This is a genomic window from Janthinobacterium darwini (assembly GCF_051380905.1).
GTDB lineage: Bacteria > Pseudomonadota > Gammaproteobacteria > Burkholderiales > Burkholderiaceae_D > Janthinobacterium.
In genome coordinates this window covers 602,929-620,676 of record NZ_JBNYXX010000002.1, presented here as the reverse complement: position 1 = coordinate 620,676, position 17,748 = coordinate 602,929, and the positions used below count along the sequence as shown (strand labels likewise).

Below are 17,748 nucleotides of genomic sequence, written 5' to 3'. Positions count from 1 at the left end.
ATGCTAGTAGTACGCGCCATCAACGCTTCTGACCTGGACGCCCTGTACGGCTTGGCCAGCCAGGTCGGCACCGGCATGACCACCCTCAAGCCGGACATGAAAATGCTGGGCGACCGCCTGGCCATTGCCTGCGCCTCGTTCGCCGAAACCATCCCGCCCGAAAAGCGCGACTACATGTTTGTCATGGAGGATACCGACACGGGCCGCCTGGCCGGCGTGTGCGCCATCAAGGGCGCCGTGGGCCTGGAAGAGCCGTTTTATAACTACCGCATCGGCACCCTGGTCCATTCGAGCCGCGAGCTCGACGTGTTTACGCGCATGGAAACGCTGTACCTGTCGAACGACCTGACGGGCAGCACGGAACTGTGCTCGCTGTTCCTGCACCCCGATTACCGCAGCGGCAACAATGGCAAGCTGCTGTCGAAGAGCCGCTTCCTGTTCATCGCCCAGTTCCCCCACCTGTTCACGGAAAAGCTGATCGCGGAAATGCGCGGCTACCAGGCAGCGGACGGCAGCTCGCCGTTCTACGAAGGCCTGGGCCGCCACTTCTTCAAGATGGATTTCCACCACGTCGACGACTTGACCAGCCTGGGCAAGAAATCCTTCATCGCCGAATTGATGCCGCGCCAGCCCATGTACGTGGCCTACCTGCCCGACGAGGCGCAGGAAGTGATCGGCAAGGTGCATCTGAGCACGGCGCCCGCGCGCCGCCTGCTGGAGCAGGAAGGCTTGCACTTCGAAGGTTATGTCGACATTTTTGACGCCGGTCCCGTGCTGCAGGCACGTGTCTCCGAACTGCGCGCCATGCGCGACAGCATGCCGGCCGTGCTCGATGCCGAAGCGGCGCATGACGCCTGCGAGGTGGCGCAAGCCGAGCCTTACCTGGTGTCGAACACCGACCTGAAAGATTTCCGCATGATCGTCACCAGCGCCAATCCGCACAGCGGCAAGATCGCGCTCGATGACGATGAACTGCATCTGCTGCGCTGCCATAACGGCGACACCGTGCGCACCTTGTCACTCAACCCGAGGAAGCATCCCCATGTCTAAATCGTCCGACCTTCATTCATCTACCGCAGCATCGAACTTCATCAACGGCGCCTGGCTGCCAGGCACTGGCCGCGAACTGCTCACCATCGACCCGTCGAACGGCAAGCAGACCTGGGCCAGCCTGGAAGCGACGGAAAACGAAGTCGAGCAGGCTTGCCAGGCCGCCCGCGCCGCTTTCGAAGCATGGGCCGATACGCCTGTCGAGGAGCGCATCGCCATCTGCGTGCGCTTTCGCGAACTGCTGAAGGAGCATGCGGAAGCGCTGGCGCTGCTGATTTCGGAAGAAGTGGGCAAGCCTTTGTGGGAGTCGCGCACGGAAGTGGCCACCATGGCCAACAAGATCGATATCTCGGTGCAGTCGTACAACGCGCGCACAGGCATCACGCAAAGCAAGATCGCCGATGGCGACGCCGTGCTGCGCCACCGTCCGCATGGCGTATTCGGCGTGTTTGGCCCGTATAATTTTCCCGGCCACCTGCCGAATGGCCATATCGTGCCGGCCCTGATCGCCGGTAACACCATCGTCTTCAAACCCAGCGAATATGCGCCGCGCACTGCCATCAAAACCGTGCAGCTGTGGCAGCAGGCTGGCTTGCCGAATGGCGTCGTCAATCTCGTCAACGGCGGGCGCGACACGGGCGTGGCCCTGGGCGCCAATCCACACCTCGACGGCGTGCTGTTTACGGGTTCCTGCCAGACGGGCATCAGTCTGCATCGCCAGTTCGGCGGCCAGCCGGGCAAGATGCTGGCGCTGGAAATGGGCGGCAATAACGCCCTGGTGGTGTGGGATGTGAAGGACGTGGACGCGGCCGTGCACCATGCGATCTTCTCCGCGTTCGTCTCGGCTGGCCAGCGTTGCACCTGTGCGCGCCGCCTGGTGGTGCAGGATAACGCCTTTGGCACTGCGTTTGTGGCGCGCCTGGTGGAAGTGGCCGCGAAACTGGGCATCGGCGCCTCCGACGCCCAGCCGCAGCCTTTCATGGGCCCTGTCGTATCGAGTGCCGTGGCCGCGCGCCTGGTGCAGGCACAAGCCGATATGGTGGCCAAGGGCGGCACCACCTTGCTGCAGATGCGCCAGTTGAATCCCGAGGCGGGTTTTGTCACGGCCGGCATCGTCGACGTCACCAATGCTGCCGGCATCCCCGACGAAGAATGGTTCGGCCCACTGTTGCAGGTGATCCGCGTTGCCGATTTCAACGCGGCCCTGAAGGTCGCCAACGCCACCGAATTCGGCCTGGCCGCCGCGCTGCTGTCCGACGATCCGGCCCTGTGGCAAAGCTTCCAGGTTCGCGCGCGCGCCGGCATTATCAACTGGAACCGTCCTACCACGGGCGCGGCCAGCACGGCGCCGTTCGGCGGCGTCGGCAAGTCGGGCAACCACCGTCCGAGCGCCTATTACGCGGCCGATTACTGCGCCTACCCGGTCGCCTCGATCGAGAACAGCGCATTGGAAATGCCGGCCAAGTTGTCGCCCGGCCTGAATTTTTAAGGAAACCCCATGCACAGCACGCGCGAATACAATTTTGACGGCCTGGTTGGCCCATCGCATAACTATGCCGGACTGTCGTTCGGCAACGTGGCCTCGTTCAGCAATGTGAAAAGCGCTTCGAATCCGAAGCAGGCCGCCTTGCAGGGCCTGGCCAAGATGCGTGCGCTGGCCGCGCGCGGCTTTGCGCAAGCCTTGCTGCCGCCGCAGGACCGTCCCAATTTCCGCCTGCTGCGCGCTATCGGTTTCACCGGGACGGACGCCGAAGTGCTGGCGCGTGCCTACAAGGAGTCGCCCGTGATCCTGGCGTGCGCGTATTCTGCCTCGCCCATGTGGACGGCGAACGCCGCCACGGTCAGCCCTTCGGCGGACACGCAGGACGGCCGCGTGCATTTCACGGCCGCCAACCTGAATAACAAGCTGCACCGCGCCTTCGAGCACGCGCAGTCGGCGCGCAGCCTGCGCGCCATCTTCAGCGATGACAGGCACTTCGCCGTGCATGACGCGCTGCCATCGACGCCCGCCTTTGGCGACGAGGGCGCGGCCAATCACACGCGTCTCGGCGCGAGCCACGGCGCGCCATCGGTTGAGTTGTTCGTGTATGGTCGGGTGGAGTTCGATCCTTCCGCGCCGTCGCCGAAGCGCTACCCGGCGCGCCAGACCCTGGAAGCGTCGCAAGCCGTGGCGCGCCTGCATGGCCTGGACGCCAGGCGCACCGTGTACGTGCAGCAGAATCCGGAAGTGATCGACCAGGGCGTGTTCCATAACGACGTCATTGCCGTCGGCAATGGCAATGTGCTGTTCTATCATGAGCAGGCGTTTGCCGATGAAGAGGAGAGCCTGTCGCAGCTGCACCGCGCCGTCTCCGCCACGGATGCCGACTTGCAGGCGCTGCGCGTGGACACGGGCCAGGTGCCAATTACGGACGCCGTCAGCAGCTATCTGTTCAACAGCCAGTTGCTGACGAAAGAGGGCGGCCAGATGGCGCTGGTGATACCGCAGGAATGCCAGGAAAACCGCGCCGTATCGCGCTACCTGGAAGGCCTGGTGGTCAGCGGTGGGCCCATCGATGAACTGATTCATTTCGACCTGCGCCAGAGCATGCGCAACGGCGGCGGGCCAGCCTGCCTGCGTTTGCGCGTGGCCCTGACGGAAACCGAAGCGCGCGCCATGCACCAGGGCGTGATCATGACGGAAGCGTTGTACCATCGGCTGGTACAGTGGGTGGAAAAACACTACCGCGATCATCTGGAGCCGGGCGACCTGGCCGACCCGCAGCTGGCGCTGGAAGTGCATGCGGCGCTTGAAGAATTGACGATCATCCTCAACTTACCTGGATTGTACGACTTGTAGGCGATAGAAAAATACACAGAAAATCCGAGACAGACTATCCGCAATACAGAATTGGACGGGCGACCCCCGTCTCTTGACACCGCTGCCGCCCAGCCACAAGCCCGAACGACAGCGTTGGACATTCACATTACCGTAATGGAGATGCAAGATGAATCACACGCCACAAGATTTGCGCACACAAACGCTGGAGCTGATTAACGCGGCTGGCAGTGCGAACAAGGCGGCAGCGCCTGTCGTACAACTGGTGCAGGCATGGCTGGACTCCCTCGACGCCGAAGACCTGGCCGATATCGCGCCCGACAGCCTGGCGCCCGTGCTGGTCGACGGCTTTACGCAAGCGGCCAAGCGTACCGGCAGCGGCTGCCAGATTGCCACCCTGCGTTATGCGGATGGCCGTGGTGGCATGGCGAGCGCCTTGCTGATCCTGAACGAAGACATGCCTTACCTGGTCGACTCCATCGTCATGGCCATGCGCCGCCAGCACCTGGCCGTGCGGGGCGTGATGAACACCGTGCTGCCCGTGCGCCGCGCCGCTGACGGCAGCGTGGAAGCGGTGCGCCAACCGGGCGACCCGCTCGAATCGTATGTGCTGGTGCTGCTCGACGAAGAGCTGGCGCCGGAAGCCCTGGCCGCGCTGGTCGCCGCCCTGGAGATGGTTGCGCGTGACGCCTTTGTCGTGCGCCGCGACAGCGCCGCGATGGGCGAGCGCCTGGCCGCCGTCGCCACGACTGCCGCCCAGCATGGCGAAGAAGGCGCGGAAGTCGCCGCCTTCCTGGAATGGGCCCGCGGCGGCGGCTTTGAAGTGTTCGGCTACGCCTATTACCGCGTCAAGCCGGGCGTGCGCGAACTGGAACGCGATATTCCAAGCCGCGTGGGCGTGTTGCAGGATACGGCCCACCCAGTCTACGGCACCTGCCTGGCGAATATCCCGGGTGACTTCGACACCCTGGCCAAGCGCGAATCGGCGCTGTCCATCGTCAAGGCCGATGTGGCAGGCACCTTGCACCGCGACCAGCAGCTGGACTTCATCGGCGTGCGCGACATGGATGCGCAAGGCGCGATCCTGGGCGAGCATTGCTTTGTCGGCCTGTTTACCCGTGCCGGCAACTCCACTCCGCTGGCAGCGCTGCCATTTGCGCGCGGCCGCGTGGCCAAGGTACTGAGCCTGGCCGGTGTGCGCCAGCAAGGCTTCCGCGCCGAGAAATTCCGCGAAATCCTCGAATCGCTGCCGCGCACCGAAGCGCTGGAAGCGGACCTCGACTGGCTGGCGCAGGTATGCGGCGCCGTCGTCTCGCTGTACAAGCAGCCGCGCACCAAGGTCTTCGCGCGCCGCGACGTGTATGCGCGTCACCTGAACGTGCTGGTCTACCTTCCGCGCGAGCGTTACAGCGCCAGCGTGGCATCGAGCCTGGCAAAGGCGCTGCAAGCCAGTTCCGGCGCCACGCATGTGAGCACGCAAACCCTGGTGGCCGACGGTCCCCTGGCACGCGTCTACCTGATCGCGCACGCCGCCCGATACCCGCTGGACCTGGAAACGGATATTGAGCAGCCCCTCCTTGGCGTGCTCGATGGCTGGCATAACGGCTTTGCCGCCGTGGCCGACGCCGTGCCCGACGTAGCCCTGCGCACCAGCCTGCGCAAACTCTGCGCCACCCTGCCGCTCGACTACGTTGCCGCCACCGCACCGGCCGTCGCCTTCCGCGACCTCGACACCATCTTGCGCAACACCGATCCATCGCATGTGGCCGTGCGCATCGAGACGGGGGCCGTTACCACCATCCGCCTGCATTCGGCCAACAAGGTGCCGCCGCTGTCGGCCATCCTGCCGGCGCTGCATAACGCGGGCGTGGCGATCGACCGCGAGCAAGCCTTTTCGATTTCGCCACTGGACGGCACGCGCTATTTCGTCACCAGCCTGACGGTCGATGCCGCCAGTGCGGCGAAACTGGCGCAGCCGGAAATTGTCGCCGTGGCGCAGGAACTGTTTGCAGCTCTGTTCAACGACACGGCCGAAGATGGCCGCCTGAATGGCCTGGTCATCGAAGGCGGCCTGTCGACGCGCGAAGTGCAGCTGGTGCGCGCCTACACCAGCTACTGGCGCCAGACGGGCAGCCGCTTCTCGGTGCGCTACATTGCCGAAAGCCTGCGCAAGCAGCCGGCCCATGTGAAAGCCCTGGTCGACGCCTTCCTGCAGCGCTTCGATCCCTCGCTGTCCGACGCGCAGCACGCGGCCGCCCTGGAGGCGATTGCCACCATCAAGGCCGGCCTGCCATCCGTGAATCACGCCGACACCGAGGAAATTCTCGGCGCGCTGGCCGACCTGATGGCCGCCACCCTGCGTACCAGCTACTTCCAGAACAATCAAGCCGGTGACAAGATCATCTTCAAGTTCGATACCAGCAGCCTGGCGCTGGTGCCGGAACCGCGTCCTTACCGCGAGATTTTTGTCTTCTCGCGCCGCTTCGAAGGCGTGCACCTGCGCGGCGGCCCTGTCGCCCGTGGCGGCTTGCGCTGGTCCGACCGTATGGAAGATTACCGCACCGAAGTCCTGGGCCTGGTCAAAGCCCAGATGGTGAAAAACGCTGTCATCGTGCCGGCCGGCGCGAAGGGTGGCTTTGTCTGCAAGATGATGCCGAAGGACGCCGTGCGCGAAACCATCGCGGCCGAAGGCGAAGCCGTGTACCGCCTGTTCATTTCCAGCCTGCTGGAAGTGACGGACAACCGTTCGCTGGGCAATATCGTCCCGCCAGTCGATACCGTGTGTTTTGACGACGCCGATCCCTACCTCGTGGTGGCCGCCGACAAGGGCACGGCCACGTTCTCCGACATTGCCAACGGCATCGCCGTGCAGCGCGGCTTCTGGCTGGGCGACGCATTCGCTTCGGGCGGCTCCAACGGCTACGACCACAAGAAACTGGGCATCACCGCCAAGGGCGCATTCGAAGCCGTGAAGCGCCACTTCTATGAAATGGACCACGACCTGAACACCACGCCGATCACCATGGTCGGCGTGGGCGACATGTCGGGCGACGTGTTCGGCAACGGCGTATTGCTGTCGCGCCAGTTGAAACTGGTGGCCGCATTTGACCACCGCCACATCTTCCTCGACCCGACACCGGACGTCGCCGTCTCGTTCGACGAACGCGCGCGCCTGTTCGCCTTGCCGCGGTCCTCGTGGGACGACTACAACAAGGAGCTGATCTCGGCAGGCGGCGGCGTGTATCCGCGCTCCGCCCGTACGATCGAGCTGTCGCCGCAAATCCGCGCCGCGCTCGATATCGCAGAAACCTCGCTGCCGCCGGAAGAACTGATGCACCGCATCCTGAAGTCGCCCGTGGACCTGTTCTACAACGGCGGTATCGGCACCTACATCAAGGCCTCGACGGAAACGCACGCACAGGTGAAGGACCGCGCGAATGACCATATCCGCGTCAGCGGCAATGAGTTGCGCGTGAAAGTGGTGGCCGAAGGCGGCAACCTGGGTGCGACGCAGGCAGGCCGCATCGAGTTCGCGCTGGCGGGCGGGCGCATCTTCACCGATGCGATCGACAACTCGGCCGGCGTGGATTGCTCAGACCATGAAGTCAACGTCAAAATCTGGCTGGATGTGGAAGTCAATGCGGGCAAGCTGACGGAAGAAGAACGCAACCGCGAGCTGTATGCGATGACGGACGACGTCGAGCGTCTGGTTCTGCGCGACAACACGCAGCAGACGCATTTGCTGGTGCGCGAGTTGCAGGCGCAAAGCGAGAGTGCCGTGCAGGATGGCTATGCAGCCCTGATCGCCAGCCTGGAAGAAGAAGGTGCCCTGTCGCGCGAACTGGAGCAATTGCCATCGGTAGCAGAACTGGCGCGCCGCAAGCTCGATAACCGTGGCTTGACCACACCGGAACTGGCGGTGGTGATTGCTAACGTCAAGAACCGCTTCAAGCGCATCCTGTCCGCGCTGCCGTTGACGGAAGAAACGTGGGCCGAACCGGTGCTGAAACCGTACTTCCCATCCTTGCTGGTGGAAACGCGTTCGGCGCTCGACCACCCGCTGGCCAACGCCATCCTGGCGACCGTGCTGGCCAATGAAGTGATCAACCGCTGCGGCCCGCTGATGATCCGCAACCTGGCGGCGGAGCATGGCGTGGACGAATCGGCAGTCATCCTGGCCTGGGGCCAGGCATGGGTGGCGCTGAACCTGGCGCCCGTGTTTGACGCGCTCGACGCCGATGCCTTGACGGTACCGCGTGCCGTGTCGATCAAGGTCGACGCGCAAACGCGCGTGCTGCAGCAAACGATGATCGCCGGCGTGCTGTCCGTGCCGGCCGAGCAATTGCGCGGCGCTGGCCTGGCCGAGTTGACCCGCCTGTTTGGCGCGGAATCGAAGCGCGAACTGCTGAAAGCCGTTGGCATCAAGTCGGAAGCTGCGCTGGTGCCTGGCTTGACGCCAGCCTTCGTGCAGGCGTGGGATGCGGTCGACGCGCTGGAAGTGGTGGCCGGCTTCCTGTTCCCGGCCCTGTCCGTGCCGCGCCCCGCCTCGATGGACCTGGCCGCCTTCCTGCAAGTGGGCCTGGCCCTGCGCAGCCAGGCGGGCATCGATACGCTGGAGCGTGGCCTGAAGCTGGCCGCGCAAGGCAAGTCGCAGGAGCAGTTGCGCAACTACGCGCAGCAAGCCCTGCGCCGCACACAACAGCGTTTGCTGACGCAGGTGCTGGCGCGTGCCGGACAAGGCAATGTAGGCCAGGCCGTCGATGCGGTGACGGGTGCGCTGGGACTGTCGGCCTACGTGGCGGCGACGGAACTGGAGCAAGCCATGCTGGACGTGTGGACCTTGTCGGAAGCCGTGAATAAAATCACGGAGAAACCCACAGCGGAAGCGGCGGTGTAATGACGCAAGCAGTACTACAAGTTGGACAGGGCGCTGGCGGCTTGCCGCCAGCCGTGCAGGCGCTGGCGCAGGCCGATTTCAGTGGCGTGGCGCAGCTGTTCGCCAACGCGGGTTTCACGGTGGCCTTGCCGGCGCCCGGCATGCTGCAAGTCGTCAAGCCGCAAGCCGATGCGGGCCGCGCCAGCGTGGCCATCTCGGTGGGCGTGCATGGCGACGAGACGGGGCCGATCGAAGTGCTGGCGCATCTGCTCGACGCATTGTCGCGCGATGCATCGAAGCTGGCCGTCGACCTGCTTGTCTGCGTGGGCAATGTCGATGCGATCCGGGCCGGCAAGCGTTTCATCGACGCCGACCTGAATCGCATGTTCCGCCCCGTGCGGGGGAGCTTGGCGCAAGCGGCGGAAAGCGCGCGCGCCGATGAAATGATCGCTGCGACAAAAGCGTTCTTTGACGCTGCGGGCCCCGTGCGCTGGCACCTGGATTTGCACACGGCCATCCGGCCTTCCGTGTACCCCACGTTTGCCATCGTGCCGGACCTGGTGGCCGACGACGCCAAGGCACAGCTGATAGCCTGGCTGGGCCAGGCGGCCATCGGCGCCATCATCATGAACCCGCAGTCGGCCGGCACGTATAGTTATTATTCGGCCGAGCATTTCGGCGCGGCCGCCAGCACGGTGGAGCTGGGCCGCGTGGGCACCCTGGGGCAGAACGATTTGTCCCTGTTCGATGACGTGTCGCGGGCGCTGGACGGCCTGCTGCGCGGCTTGCCTGCGCAAGCCGTCAAGGCTGCGCCGCACGTGTTCAAGGTGGCGCAGGAAATCATCAAGCACAGCGATGAATTCCGCATGGCTTTTGATCGCAGCACGCAGAATTTCACGTCTTTGCCGCAGCACGCCGTGATCGCCAGCGATGGCGACCATGTGTACACGGTCCAGCATGCGGAAGAGCTGGTGGTGTTCCCGAACCCGGACGTGCGGGTAGGCTTGCGCGCCGGGTTGATGGTGGTGCGCGTGTCCTGATCTTCCAGCCACGTACTGTGTCAGGCGCCAGCCGGGGAAACCCGCCTGGCGCTTTTTTTTACAAAAAAATTCCGCACGGAAATAATTATCCATTAGGCAATCAATTGATTTAAAATATTTACCCTTTGCAATTTTTTGGATCGATCATGTTGAAACGCCTGCTGACAGCCTTGCTGTGCCTGACCCTCTCCGGCCTGACGTCTGCCTCTCCTGCCGGTGACAAGGCTGGCGCAACGGAAATGACGGCCGAGCAATTCCTCGCCCAGTTGCACCTGCAACGCGGCAAGATCACCTTGCCGGGCGGTATCGCCACCCTGGATTTGCCCGCCAACTTCCGCTATTTGTCGCCGGCCGATACCGAGCGCGTGCTGGTTGATGCCTGGGGAAACCCACCGGGCATGGAGTCGCTGGGCATGATCGTGCCCGCCAAGACCAGCGTGCTCGAGCGCGATAGCTGGGGTGTCATTGTCACGTATGAAAAGGAAGGGCATATCAAGGATGACGATGCGGACAGCATCAAATACGACGAATTGCTCAAGGATATGCAGGCGTCCGTGCTGGAAAACAATGCGGAGCGCAAGAAGCAGGGCTATCCCGGCATCCATTTGATGGGCTGGGCGGAAAAACCCAGCTATGCCAAGGATACGCACAAGTTGTACTGGGCCAAGGATCTGATGGTTGACGGCGGCGAGCACTCGCTGAACTACAACGTGCGCGTGCTGGGCCGCGAAGGCGTGCTGAACCTGAACGCGATCGCCGGCATGCAGCAGATCGAGGCGATCAAGAAAGAGATGCAGCAAGTGACGGCATTCACGGAATTTACCGAGGGTAACCGCTACACGGATTTCGACAGCAAGACGGACAAGGTGGCCGAGTATGGCCTGGCGGCGCTGGTGGCCGGTGGCGTGGCCAGCAAGCTGGGCCTGTTTGGCAAGTTGCTGGCGCTGCTGCTGGCCTTCAAGAAGGTACTGATCCTGGCCGTCGTGGGCGCTGGTGCTGCCATCGTCAAGTTCTTGGGCGGCAAGCGCAAGGACAAGCCGGCACCGCAGCCACTGCCGCAGGCAGAACCGGTGGCACAGCCGGACCGTGCGCCCGATGGCAAGGTGAACCTGGACAAGTAAGGGCAACTGTGCCGCTTGGTGCGCTGGCGCACAAGAGTGGCATTGCGCGCGCTGCCGGAAAACAGCGCCTCGGGTACACTGGCTCATCGTTCACTATCAGGAGTTCGCCATGTCCGTGTCCATGTATCAGGCAACCATCCCCGTCTTCATTCGCGGCTTGCGGGTCGTCTCGGCCCTGCTGGAAAAAGCGCAAGCCCATGTGGAGGAAGATGGCATCGTGCCCGAGATTTTACTGGGCGCGCAGCTGGCGCCCGACATGCTGGACTTGACGGCGCAGGTGCAGCGCGCCAGCGATACGTCGAAGATGTCGGTCGAGCGCCTGAGCGGCGTGCCGGCGCCGAAGTTCGAGGATAACGAAGCGTCGTTCGAGCAGTTACAAGAACGTATCGCCAGCACTATCGCCTATATCGACAGCGTGAATGCGGGGCAGATGGCGGGCAGCGCGCAGAAGGAAGTCGTGCTGAACTGGACTGACGAGGGGAAAAAGTTCTCGGGCGACAATTACCTGCTCAGTTTTGCCTTGCCGAATTTCTATTTCCACGTCTCCATGGTCCACGCCATCCTGAGAAACAATGGCGTGGCCGTGGGCAAGCTTGACTATCTTGGCCCGTACGACTGACCTGGTTTAACGTTGTGGTGGCTGCTGAACTTGATTCTGCACCGCATTGCCCAGCATGCCGCCGCCGATCACGCCGGCCACTGTCGCCAGCGCCTTGCCGCGACCGCCACCTACCTGATTGCCGATCAAGCCGCCGATGACGGCGCCCGTGCCGATGCCCACGTAGTTCGGTTGTGCCGGTGCGGGCGCAGGCACTGGCTGAGGCTGGCGTACCGGTTCGCGGTAGGCTGTCTCGCGGTAGCCATCATTGTTGTCATTGTAGGCGGGGCGCGCTTGCGCCACTTGCGTGTGGTGCACGACGCGCTTGTGCACGACAGGTGCCGGCGCAGGAGCGGGGGCCGCTTGCGCGACGACAGGCGCGGCAACCGGTGCAGTCACGGGAACAGTCGCGGGCGCTGCCAGGGCAGCGGCGTTCGCCGGCGTCATGGCGGCCACATCGGCAGGTACATTCGCCCGCGAATTGGGCAGGATGCCGGCGATGGACGCCGCGCCCACCAGGCACAGGACCGTCACGGAAATGGCGGCGCCGGCCATCAAGGGGTGGATGCGGCTGGCGGTAGTCGTCGTGTTCATGTGTTCTCCTGGGGTGGTACTGCGGGTGTTATTGATGTGTCCAGATTAACGGTCTCCTCGCCGCAAGGCTAGACGGTGCGCTGTATCAAACGTAAGCAGGTGTAAGGCTCCGATCGCCAAAGCGCAGTAGAATCGGTGCTTCCCCTTTCCCGGAGTCCGCCATGAGCCAGCTATTCACGCCGTATGCACTGGGGCCGCTGCACGTGGCCAACCGCATCGCCATCGCGCCCATGTGCCAGTACTCGGCCGAGAATGGCAACGCCACCGACTGGCATATGATCCACCTGGGCCACCTGGCCCTGTCCGGCGCGGGGCTGCTGATGACGGAAGCGACGGCCGTCTCGCCCGAGGGGCGCATCTCGGCCGAGGACCTGGGGCTGTGGTCGGACGCCAACCAGGCGGCGCTGGACAAGGTGGTGCAGGCGATCCGCCGCCACGCACCGATTCCATTGGTGGTGCAGCTGGGTCACGCGGGACGCAAGGCGTCGAGCCGCGCACCCTGGCAGGGCGGCGCCTGCGTGCACCTGGCCGAGGGCGGCTGGCAGACGGTGGCGCCGTCCGCCATCGCCCACGCACCCGGCGAAACCGTGCCGATCGCCCTGGACGAGATGGGTTTGCTGCAAATCAAGGGCGCCTTTGTCGCGGCCGCCCAGCGCGTGCATGCGCTCGGTATCGAAGGCATCGAATTGCATGCGGCGCACGGCTATTTGCTGCACCAGTTTCTCTCGCCCCTGTCGAATCACCGCAGCGATGCGTATGGCGGCAGCCTGGAAAACCGCATGCGTTTTCCGCTGGAAGTCTATGAAGCCGTGCGCGCAGCCGTGCCCGCCACGGTGGCCGTGGGCGTGCGCATTTCCGCCACCGACTGGGTCGATGGCGGCTGGGAAATCGAACAAAGCGTGCGTTTCGCGCAGGAACTTAAGCAACTGGGCGCCGATTTCATCCATGTCTCCAGCGGCGGGATTTCGCCGCAGCAGCAGATTCCCGTGGGACCCGGCTACCAGGTGGCGTTTGCCGAACGCATCAAGCGCGACAGCGGTTTGCCCACCATCAGCGTGGGCTTGATCACGGAGGCGCAGCAGGCGGAAGATATTATTGCCAACGGCCAGTCCGACATGGTGGCGCTGGCGCGCGCCATCCTGTTCGACCCGCGCTGGCCCTGGCATGCGGCGGCCCAACTGGGCGCGCAAGTGTCGGCGCCGCCCCAGTACTGGCGTTCGCAGCCGCGCGAGTACAAGAACCTGTTCGGCGACACGACCCTGGGCCAGCGCTAACGCTAACGGCCCTGCTCTGCTACACTGGCGCTTCTTCTCCATTTCTCCAGGACGCTTCGACATGCGCCATTGATACTGCCGTGCTCTGCACGGCCTCGCCCTTCCCGCCACGACGCCTTGCGCCGCGCGGGTTCGCCAGCCCTGTCTGCACGTACCAGGAGTATCCATGCCCGCATTCCTACAACTCGACCGTCTGTCCCATGCCTTGCCTGATGGCCGGGTGCTGTTTTCCGATTTGCAATTGTCCTTTGCCCCGCAACGTATCGGCCTCGTCGGCGATAACGGCGTGGGCAAGAGTGTGCTGGCGCGCCTGCTGGCGGGCCAGGAGCTGCCATCGGGCGGCGCCGTGCGCTGTGATGGCCGCCTGCATTATGTGGCGCAGGAACTGGACCCGCAGCACTATCCCACCGTGGCGGCGCTCGCCGGCATGGCAGAGTTGCTGGCGGCACTGGCGCGCATCGCTGCGGGCAGCATTGACGAGGCCGACTACACCTTGGTGGGCGAGCGCTGGGATGCCCACGCCCGTTTGCGCCAGGCGCTCGATGCACTTGATTTATGCCATGTCGATGCCGATACCTGCTCGGCTAGTCTCAGCGGCGGCGAACGCCAGCGCATTGCCTTGCAAGGTGCCTGGATGTCGCAGGCGGATTGGCTGGTGCTCGATGAGCCGAGCAACCATCTCGATGTGCAGCAGCGCGCCCGCCTGGTGGCACAGATGGCGCGCTGGCCGGGCGGCTTGCTGCTGATCAGCCATGACCGCGCCTTGTTGCAGCACGTCGATGCAATCGCCGAGTTGTCGCCGCAGGGCCTGCGCAGCTATGGCGGCAATTATCAGCTGTATGCGCAGCAGCGCGCGCTGGAGCAGGCAGGCTACGCCGCTGCCCTGCAGGCGGAAAAGGCGGGCGCCAGACGCGAACAGCGCGAGGCGCAGCAGCAAGCAGAACGCCAGCAGAAAAGGGTGATGCGCGGCGAACGGGACGGACGCGAAGGCAATCAAAGCAAGCTCTTGCTCGATGCGAAAAAGGAGAAAAGCCAGGATAGCCAGGGCAAGTTGCGCCTGCGCGCGCAAGAGGCGCAGCAGGTGCGCCAGCAAAGGGTGATGGACGCCAGCGCCCGCTGTGCACCCGAGGCCGAGCGGCTGCTGCTGGCGCCCGATAGCGCCGTGCCGAACGGCAAGCTGATCCTGGAATTACGCGACGTGGTCTTGCCGCATGGCCAGGCGCAGCCCTTGAACCTGGTAGTGAGTGGCCCGCGCCGCCTGGCCGTCACAGGAAATAATGGCAGCGGCAAGTCGACCTTGCTGCGCGTGATCGCCGGGCAACTGGCGCCGGCCAGCGGCGAGCTGCGCTGCCATGCGCAGGTGGCCTGGCTGGACCAGCATGCTGGACTGCAAGACGGCGACTTGAGCGCCGTGCAACGCTTGCAGGCACGCAATAGCACCTTGGCGGAAGGCGCCTTGCGCACGCGGCTGGCGCTGTTGGGCATTGCCGGTGAGCGCGCCACCATGCCCAGCCGTTTTCTCAGCGGGGGCGAGCGCATGAAGGTGGCGCTGGCGGCCGAACTGTATGCACAGGCACCGCCGCAATTGCTGCTGCTCGACGAGCCCGACAATCATCTGGACCTGGCCAGCCTGCAGGCGCTGGAGCAGATGCTGCTGCAATATCAGGGGGCGCTACTTGTGGTATCGCACGACCGCGCATTTCTGGATGGCCTGATGCTTGACCCAGAGGGCTTGACAATACAAAAAAGACAATCAAGTGAAAATAGTCATGCTCGATGCCTGTAGAGCATGCTTCATGAACCAATGCTGAATTTTGTTTGATTGTCGGTATAATCCACTGAATAACCGGGCCTATTTGTGAACTAAAACTGCCGGTTCACCAATATGATGACGTTTAATCTGGCGCTGTTGTCGGTCACTGCCGCGCTGCCAGGGCGCCGTCATCCCGCCATCATCCTGTTCCTGCTGTTGATGAATTTCGGTTTCGTTTATATTGTTTTCTTGGAGAAATAGCATGTCGTTTTACGAAAAACTCAAGGCCCTCGACATCGAATTGCCAGTCGTTGCCGCACCAGCTGCCGCTTACGTAATGCATGCCCGCACGGGCAACACGGTCTTCCTGTCCGGCCACTTGGCCAAGAAGGATGGCAAGGTATGGGTTGGTCAACTGGGCAAGAACGTCACCACGGAAGAAGGCAAGATCGCTGCGCGCGGTATCGCCATCGAACTGATTGCCACCCTGCAAGACGCGTGCGGCGGCGACTTGAACAAAGTTAAACGCATCGTCAAGGTCATGAGCCTGGTCAATTCCACTTCCGAATTCACGGAACAGCACCTGGTGACCAATGGCGCCTCGGAACTGTTCGTCGAAGTCTTCGGCGACAGCGGCAAGCATGCCCGCTCCGCCTTCGGCGTGGCGCAAATCCCGCTGGGTGCTTGCGTCGAGATCGAGCTGATCGCCGAACTGGCCTGATCATCTGAGCATGCCGGCGCTTGCCGCCGGCTCGCCGTTTCCTCCTGTCCAGCAAGAGCGGAACCGCCATTGGGGTGGAGGGATCGGTGTATTCAAGAAAAAACGGAGACACGTAATGAAAACGAGTGAACAAGGCTTGCACCGCGGCCTGGGCGAGCGGCAGATCCGCCTGATGGCGCTGGGCGCCGCGATTGGCGTGGGCCTCTTTTTGGGTTCCGGCAACGCCATCAAGATGGCCGGTCCCGGCATCATGCTGTCGTATATCATCGGTGGCGCGGTCATCTTCATGATCATGCGCGCCCTGGGTGAAATGGCCGTGCACAATCCGGTGGCCGGCTCCTTCAGCCGCTATGCCCAGGATTACCTGGGCCCCCTGCAAGGCTATCTGACGGGCTGGAACTACTGGTTCCTGTGGCTGGTCACGTGCGTGGCGGAAATTACCGCCGTCGCCATCTACATGGGCATCTGGTTCCCCGACGTGCCGCGCTGGATCTGGGCCCTGGCGGCCCTCGGTTCCATGGGCGCGATCAACCTGCTGGCCGTGAAAGCCTACGGCGAGTTCGAATTCTGGTTCGCCCTGATCAAGGTGGTCACCATCATCCTGATGATTATCGGCGGCACTGGCATGATCATCTTCGGTCTCGGCAACGACGGCGTGGCCATCGGCATCTCGAACCTGTGGACGCATGGCGGCTTCTTCCCGAACGGCGCGCAGGGCGTGCTGATGTCGCTGCAGATGGTGATGTTTGCCTATCTGGGCGTGGAAATGATCGGCCTGACGGCTGGCGAAGCGGCAAACCCGAAGAAATCGATTCCCGACGCCATCAATTCCGTGTTCTGGCGCATCCTGATTTTCTATGTCGGCGCGCTGTTCGTCATCCTGTCGATTTACCCATGGAATGAAATCGGCACCACCGGCAGCCCCTTCGTGATGACGTTTGAACGCCTGGGCATCAAGACGGCGGCCGGCATTATCAACTTCGTCGTGCTGACGGCAGCCCTGTCGTCGTGCAATGGTGGCATCTTTAGCACGGGCCGCATGCTGTACAACCTGGCGTTGCAAGGCCAGGCGCCAAAGGCGTTTGCGGAAACCACGGCCAACGGCGTGCCACGCCGCGCCATTCTGGTGTCCGTGTTTGCCCTGCTGCTGGGCGTGCTGCTGAACTATCTGGTGCCGGAAAAAGTGTTTATCTGGGTCACGTCGATTTCCACCTTTGGCGCCGTCTGGACCTGGGGCGTGATCCTGGTCACGCAGATCCAGTTCCGCAAGACCCTGACGCCGTTGGAAATCAAGAACCTGGCCTTCCGCATGCCGTTCGCGCCGTACGGTTCCTGGATTTCGCTGGCGTTCCTGGCGCTGGTGATCGGCCTGATGGCGTATTTCCCCGATACGCGCATCGCCCTGATGGTGGGACCAGCCTGGCTGATCCTGCTGACGGTGCTGTACTACGTGCTGGGCCTGGCGCCGAAAGAGCGCCGCGATGACGTGCCGCAAGGCTACGAGGCAGGCTGGCCGGCGGCCGATGCGCCACACGTCAAGAAGTAAACCAGCGTAGTTGAGCTGAGCCAGAAGCGCGCCACTGCCCCTGCAGCGGCGCGCTTTTTCTTTCATAAAAGCAATTTCTTCTTCGCCAGCACGCTGGCGGGTTTGCCGGCGCACGCCTGGCGTTGTTTCCTTGCATCAAAGTTCTGTTTAGCTGAGCCGATGAAAGCCCTATAATCGCTTAGTTTTGAAAATGGACGCGATCTTTCCGGTTTTTTGCCAGGTAGGGCCGGGGCGCCGTTTTCTCTTGTTTTTACCCGTCATGTTCCTAACAACACCTGACAAAACCGTAGCGAGCGGAAGTGAGTTGTGGCTAAGAAGCGCAGCTGTGCGAATGCACAGTGAGCATCGCAGGCCGCG

The 17,748-nt window shown here is 63.3% G+C and carries 13 protein-coding genes; 11 read left to right on the top strand and 2 right to left on the bottom strand.

The window, feature by feature from the left end; genetic code table 11:
• From astA to ACQ4WZ_RS18240, 7 genes are all read left to right on the top strand, one after another.
• A complete protein-coding gene (gene astA / locus ACQ4WZ_RS18270) occupies positions 1-1,050 on the top strand; it encodes an arginine N-succinyltransferase (RefSeq protein ID WP_436574155.1) in 1,050 nt (349 codons plus the stop codon).
• Positions 1,043-2,539: a succinylglutamate-semialdehyde dehydrogenase gene (gene astD, locus ACQ4WZ_RS18265; protein ID WP_436574154.1), complete on the top strand. Its 1,497-nt coding sequence runs from the start codon at positions 1,043-1,045 to the stop codon at positions 2,537-2,539. The genes astA and astD overlap by 8 nt, the downstream gene beginning before the upstream one ends.
• Before the next feature lie 9 nt (positions 2,540-2,548).
• Positions 2,549-3,889 (top strand): N-succinylarginine dihydrolase, encoded by a 1,341-nt coding sequence (astB, locus tag ACQ4WZ_RS18260; protein ID WP_436574153.1) that lies wholly within the window; start codon positions 2,549-2,551, stop codon positions 3,887-3,889.
• Between the two features lie 148 nt (positions 3,890-4,037).
• Positions 4,038-8,765: an NAD-glutamate dehydrogenase domain-containing protein gene (locus ACQ4WZ_RS18255; protein ID WP_436574152.1), complete on the top strand. Its 4,728-nt coding sequence runs from the start codon at positions 4,038-4,040 to the stop codon at positions 8,763-8,765.
• The gene (locus tag ACQ4WZ_RS18250) at positions 8,765-9,784 is read left to right on the top strand and encodes a succinylglutamate desuccinylase (RefSeq protein WP_101483065.1); all 1,020 of its coding nucleotides are present in this window, start codon (positions 8,765-8,767) and stop codon (positions 9,782-9,784) included. Before ACQ4WZ_RS18255 ends, ACQ4WZ_RS18250 begins: the two co-directional genes overlap by 1 nt.
• 146 nt (positions 9,785-9,930) lie before the next feature.
• Positions 9,931-10,905, top strand: a complete 975-nt coding sequence (locus ACQ4WZ_RS18245) for a DUF2167 domain-containing protein (protein WP_436574151.1) — start codon at positions 9,931-9,933, stop codon at positions 10,903-10,905.
• 109 nt (positions 10,906-11,014) lie between these two features.
• A complete protein-coding gene (locus ACQ4WZ_RS18240) occupies positions 11,015-11,524 on the top strand; it encodes a DUF1993 domain-containing protein (protein ID WP_166674678.1) in 510 nt (169 codons plus the stop codon).
• 6 nt (positions 11,525-11,530) lie between these two features.
• Here ACQ4WZ_RS18240 and ACQ4WZ_RS18235 read toward each other — a convergent pair whose 3' ends face one another.
• Positions 11,531-12,097, bottom strand: a complete 567-nt coding sequence (locus tag ACQ4WZ_RS18235) for a glycine zipper 2TM domain-containing protein (protein ID WP_101483064.1) — start codon at positions 12,095-12,097, stop codon at positions 11,531-11,533.
• Between the two features lie 161 nt (positions 12,098-12,258).
• On the opposite strand from ACQ4WZ_RS18235, the gene ACQ4WZ_RS18230 reads away from it, so the two are divergent.
• Positions 12,259-13,371 (top strand): NADH:flavin oxidoreductase/NADH oxidase, encoded by a 1,113-nt coding sequence (locus tag ACQ4WZ_RS18230; RefSeq protein WP_101483063.1) that lies wholly within the window; start codon positions 12,259-12,261, stop codon positions 13,369-13,371.
• Positions 13,372-13,537: 166 nt separating this feature from the next.
• Entirely contained in the window at positions 13,538-15,157 is a 1,620-nt protein-coding gene (locus tag ACQ4WZ_RS18225; protein ID WP_436574150.1) for an ATP-binding cassette domain-containing protein, read from the top strand.
• 66 nt (positions 15,158-15,223) lie between these two features.
• Here the strand turns inward: ACQ4WZ_RS18225 and ACQ4WZ_RS18220 are convergent, their stop codons facing one another.
• Positions 15,224-15,388 carry a hypothetical protein gene (locus ACQ4WZ_RS18220; RefSeq protein WP_166674679.1) on the bottom strand — a complete coding sequence of 55 codons (165 nt, stop codon included), beginning with the start codon at positions 15,386-15,388 and terminating at the stop codon, positions 15,224-15,226.
• Between ACQ4WZ_RS18220 and ACQ4WZ_RS18215 the strand changes: the two genes are divergently transcribed.
• Positions 15,387-15,845, top strand: a complete 459-nt coding sequence (locus tag ACQ4WZ_RS18215; protein ID WP_101483061.1) for a RidA family protein — start codon at positions 15,387-15,389, stop codon at positions 15,843-15,845. The two genes, ACQ4WZ_RS18220 and ACQ4WZ_RS18215, sit on opposite strands and share 2 nt — an antisense overlap.
• A gap of 115 nt (positions 15,846-15,960) precedes the next feature.
• Positions 15,961-17,391, top strand: coding sequence for an amino acid permease (locus ACQ4WZ_RS18210; protein ID WP_101483060.1), 1,431 nt, complete (start codon positions 15,961-15,963; stop codon positions 17,389-17,391).
• The last annotated feature ends 357 nt before the right edge of the window (positions 17,392-17,748 follow it).

What these genes read in the sequence shown, in the direction of transcription:
- astB (WP_436574153.1), top strand. Translation starts at nt 2,549, where the DNA reads ATGCACAGCACGCGCGAATACAATTTTGACGGCCTGGTTGGCCCATCG.
- astD (WP_436574154.1), top strand. Translation starts at nt 1,043, where the DNA reads ATGTCTAAATCGTCCGACCTTCATTCATCTACCGCAGCATCGAACTTC.
- ACQ4WZ_RS18255 (WP_436574152.1), top strand. Translation starts at nt 4,038, where the DNA reads ATGAATCACACGCCACAAGATTTGCGCACACAAACGCTGGAGCTGATT.
- ACQ4WZ_RS18235 (WP_101483064.1), bottom strand. Translation starts at nt 12,097, where the DNA reads ATGAACACGACGACTACCGCCAGCCGCATCCACCCCTTGATGGCCGGC.
- ACQ4WZ_RS18215 (WP_101483061.1), top strand. Translation starts at nt 15,387, where the DNA reads ATGTCGTTTTACGAAAAACTCAAGGCCCTCGACATCGAATTGCCAGTC.
- astA (WP_436574155.1), top strand. Translation starts at nt 1, where the DNA reads ATGCTAGTAGTACGCGCCATCAACGCTTCTGACCTGGACGCCCTGTAC.
- ACQ4WZ_RS18245 (WP_436574151.1), top strand. Translation starts at nt 9,931, where the DNA reads ATGTTGAAACGCCTGCTGACAGCCTTGCTGTGCCTGACCCTCTCCGGC.
- ACQ4WZ_RS18240 (WP_166674678.1), top strand. Translation starts at nt 11,015, where the DNA reads ATGTCCGTGTCCATGTATCAGGCAACCATCCCCGTCTTCATTCGCGGC.
- ACQ4WZ_RS18210 (WP_101483060.1), top strand. Translation starts at nt 15,961, where the DNA reads ATGAAAACGAGTGAACAAGGCTTGCACCGCGGCCTGGGCGAGCGGCAG.
- ACQ4WZ_RS18230 (WP_101483063.1), top strand. Translation starts at nt 12,259, where the DNA reads ATGAGCCAGCTATTCACGCCGTATGCACTGGGGCCGCTGCACGTGGCC.
- ACQ4WZ_RS18225 (WP_436574150.1), top strand. Translation starts at nt 13,538, where the DNA reads ATGCCCGCATTCCTACAACTCGACCGTCTGTCCCATGCCTTGCCTGAT.
- ACQ4WZ_RS18250 (WP_101483065.1), top strand. Translation starts at nt 8,765, where the DNA reads ATGACGCAAGCAGTACTACAAGTTGGACAGGGCGCTGGCGGCTTGCCG.
- ACQ4WZ_RS18220 (WP_166674679.1), bottom strand. Translation starts at nt 15,388, where the DNA reads ATGCTATTTCTCCAAGAAAACAATATAAACGAAACCGAAATTCATCAA.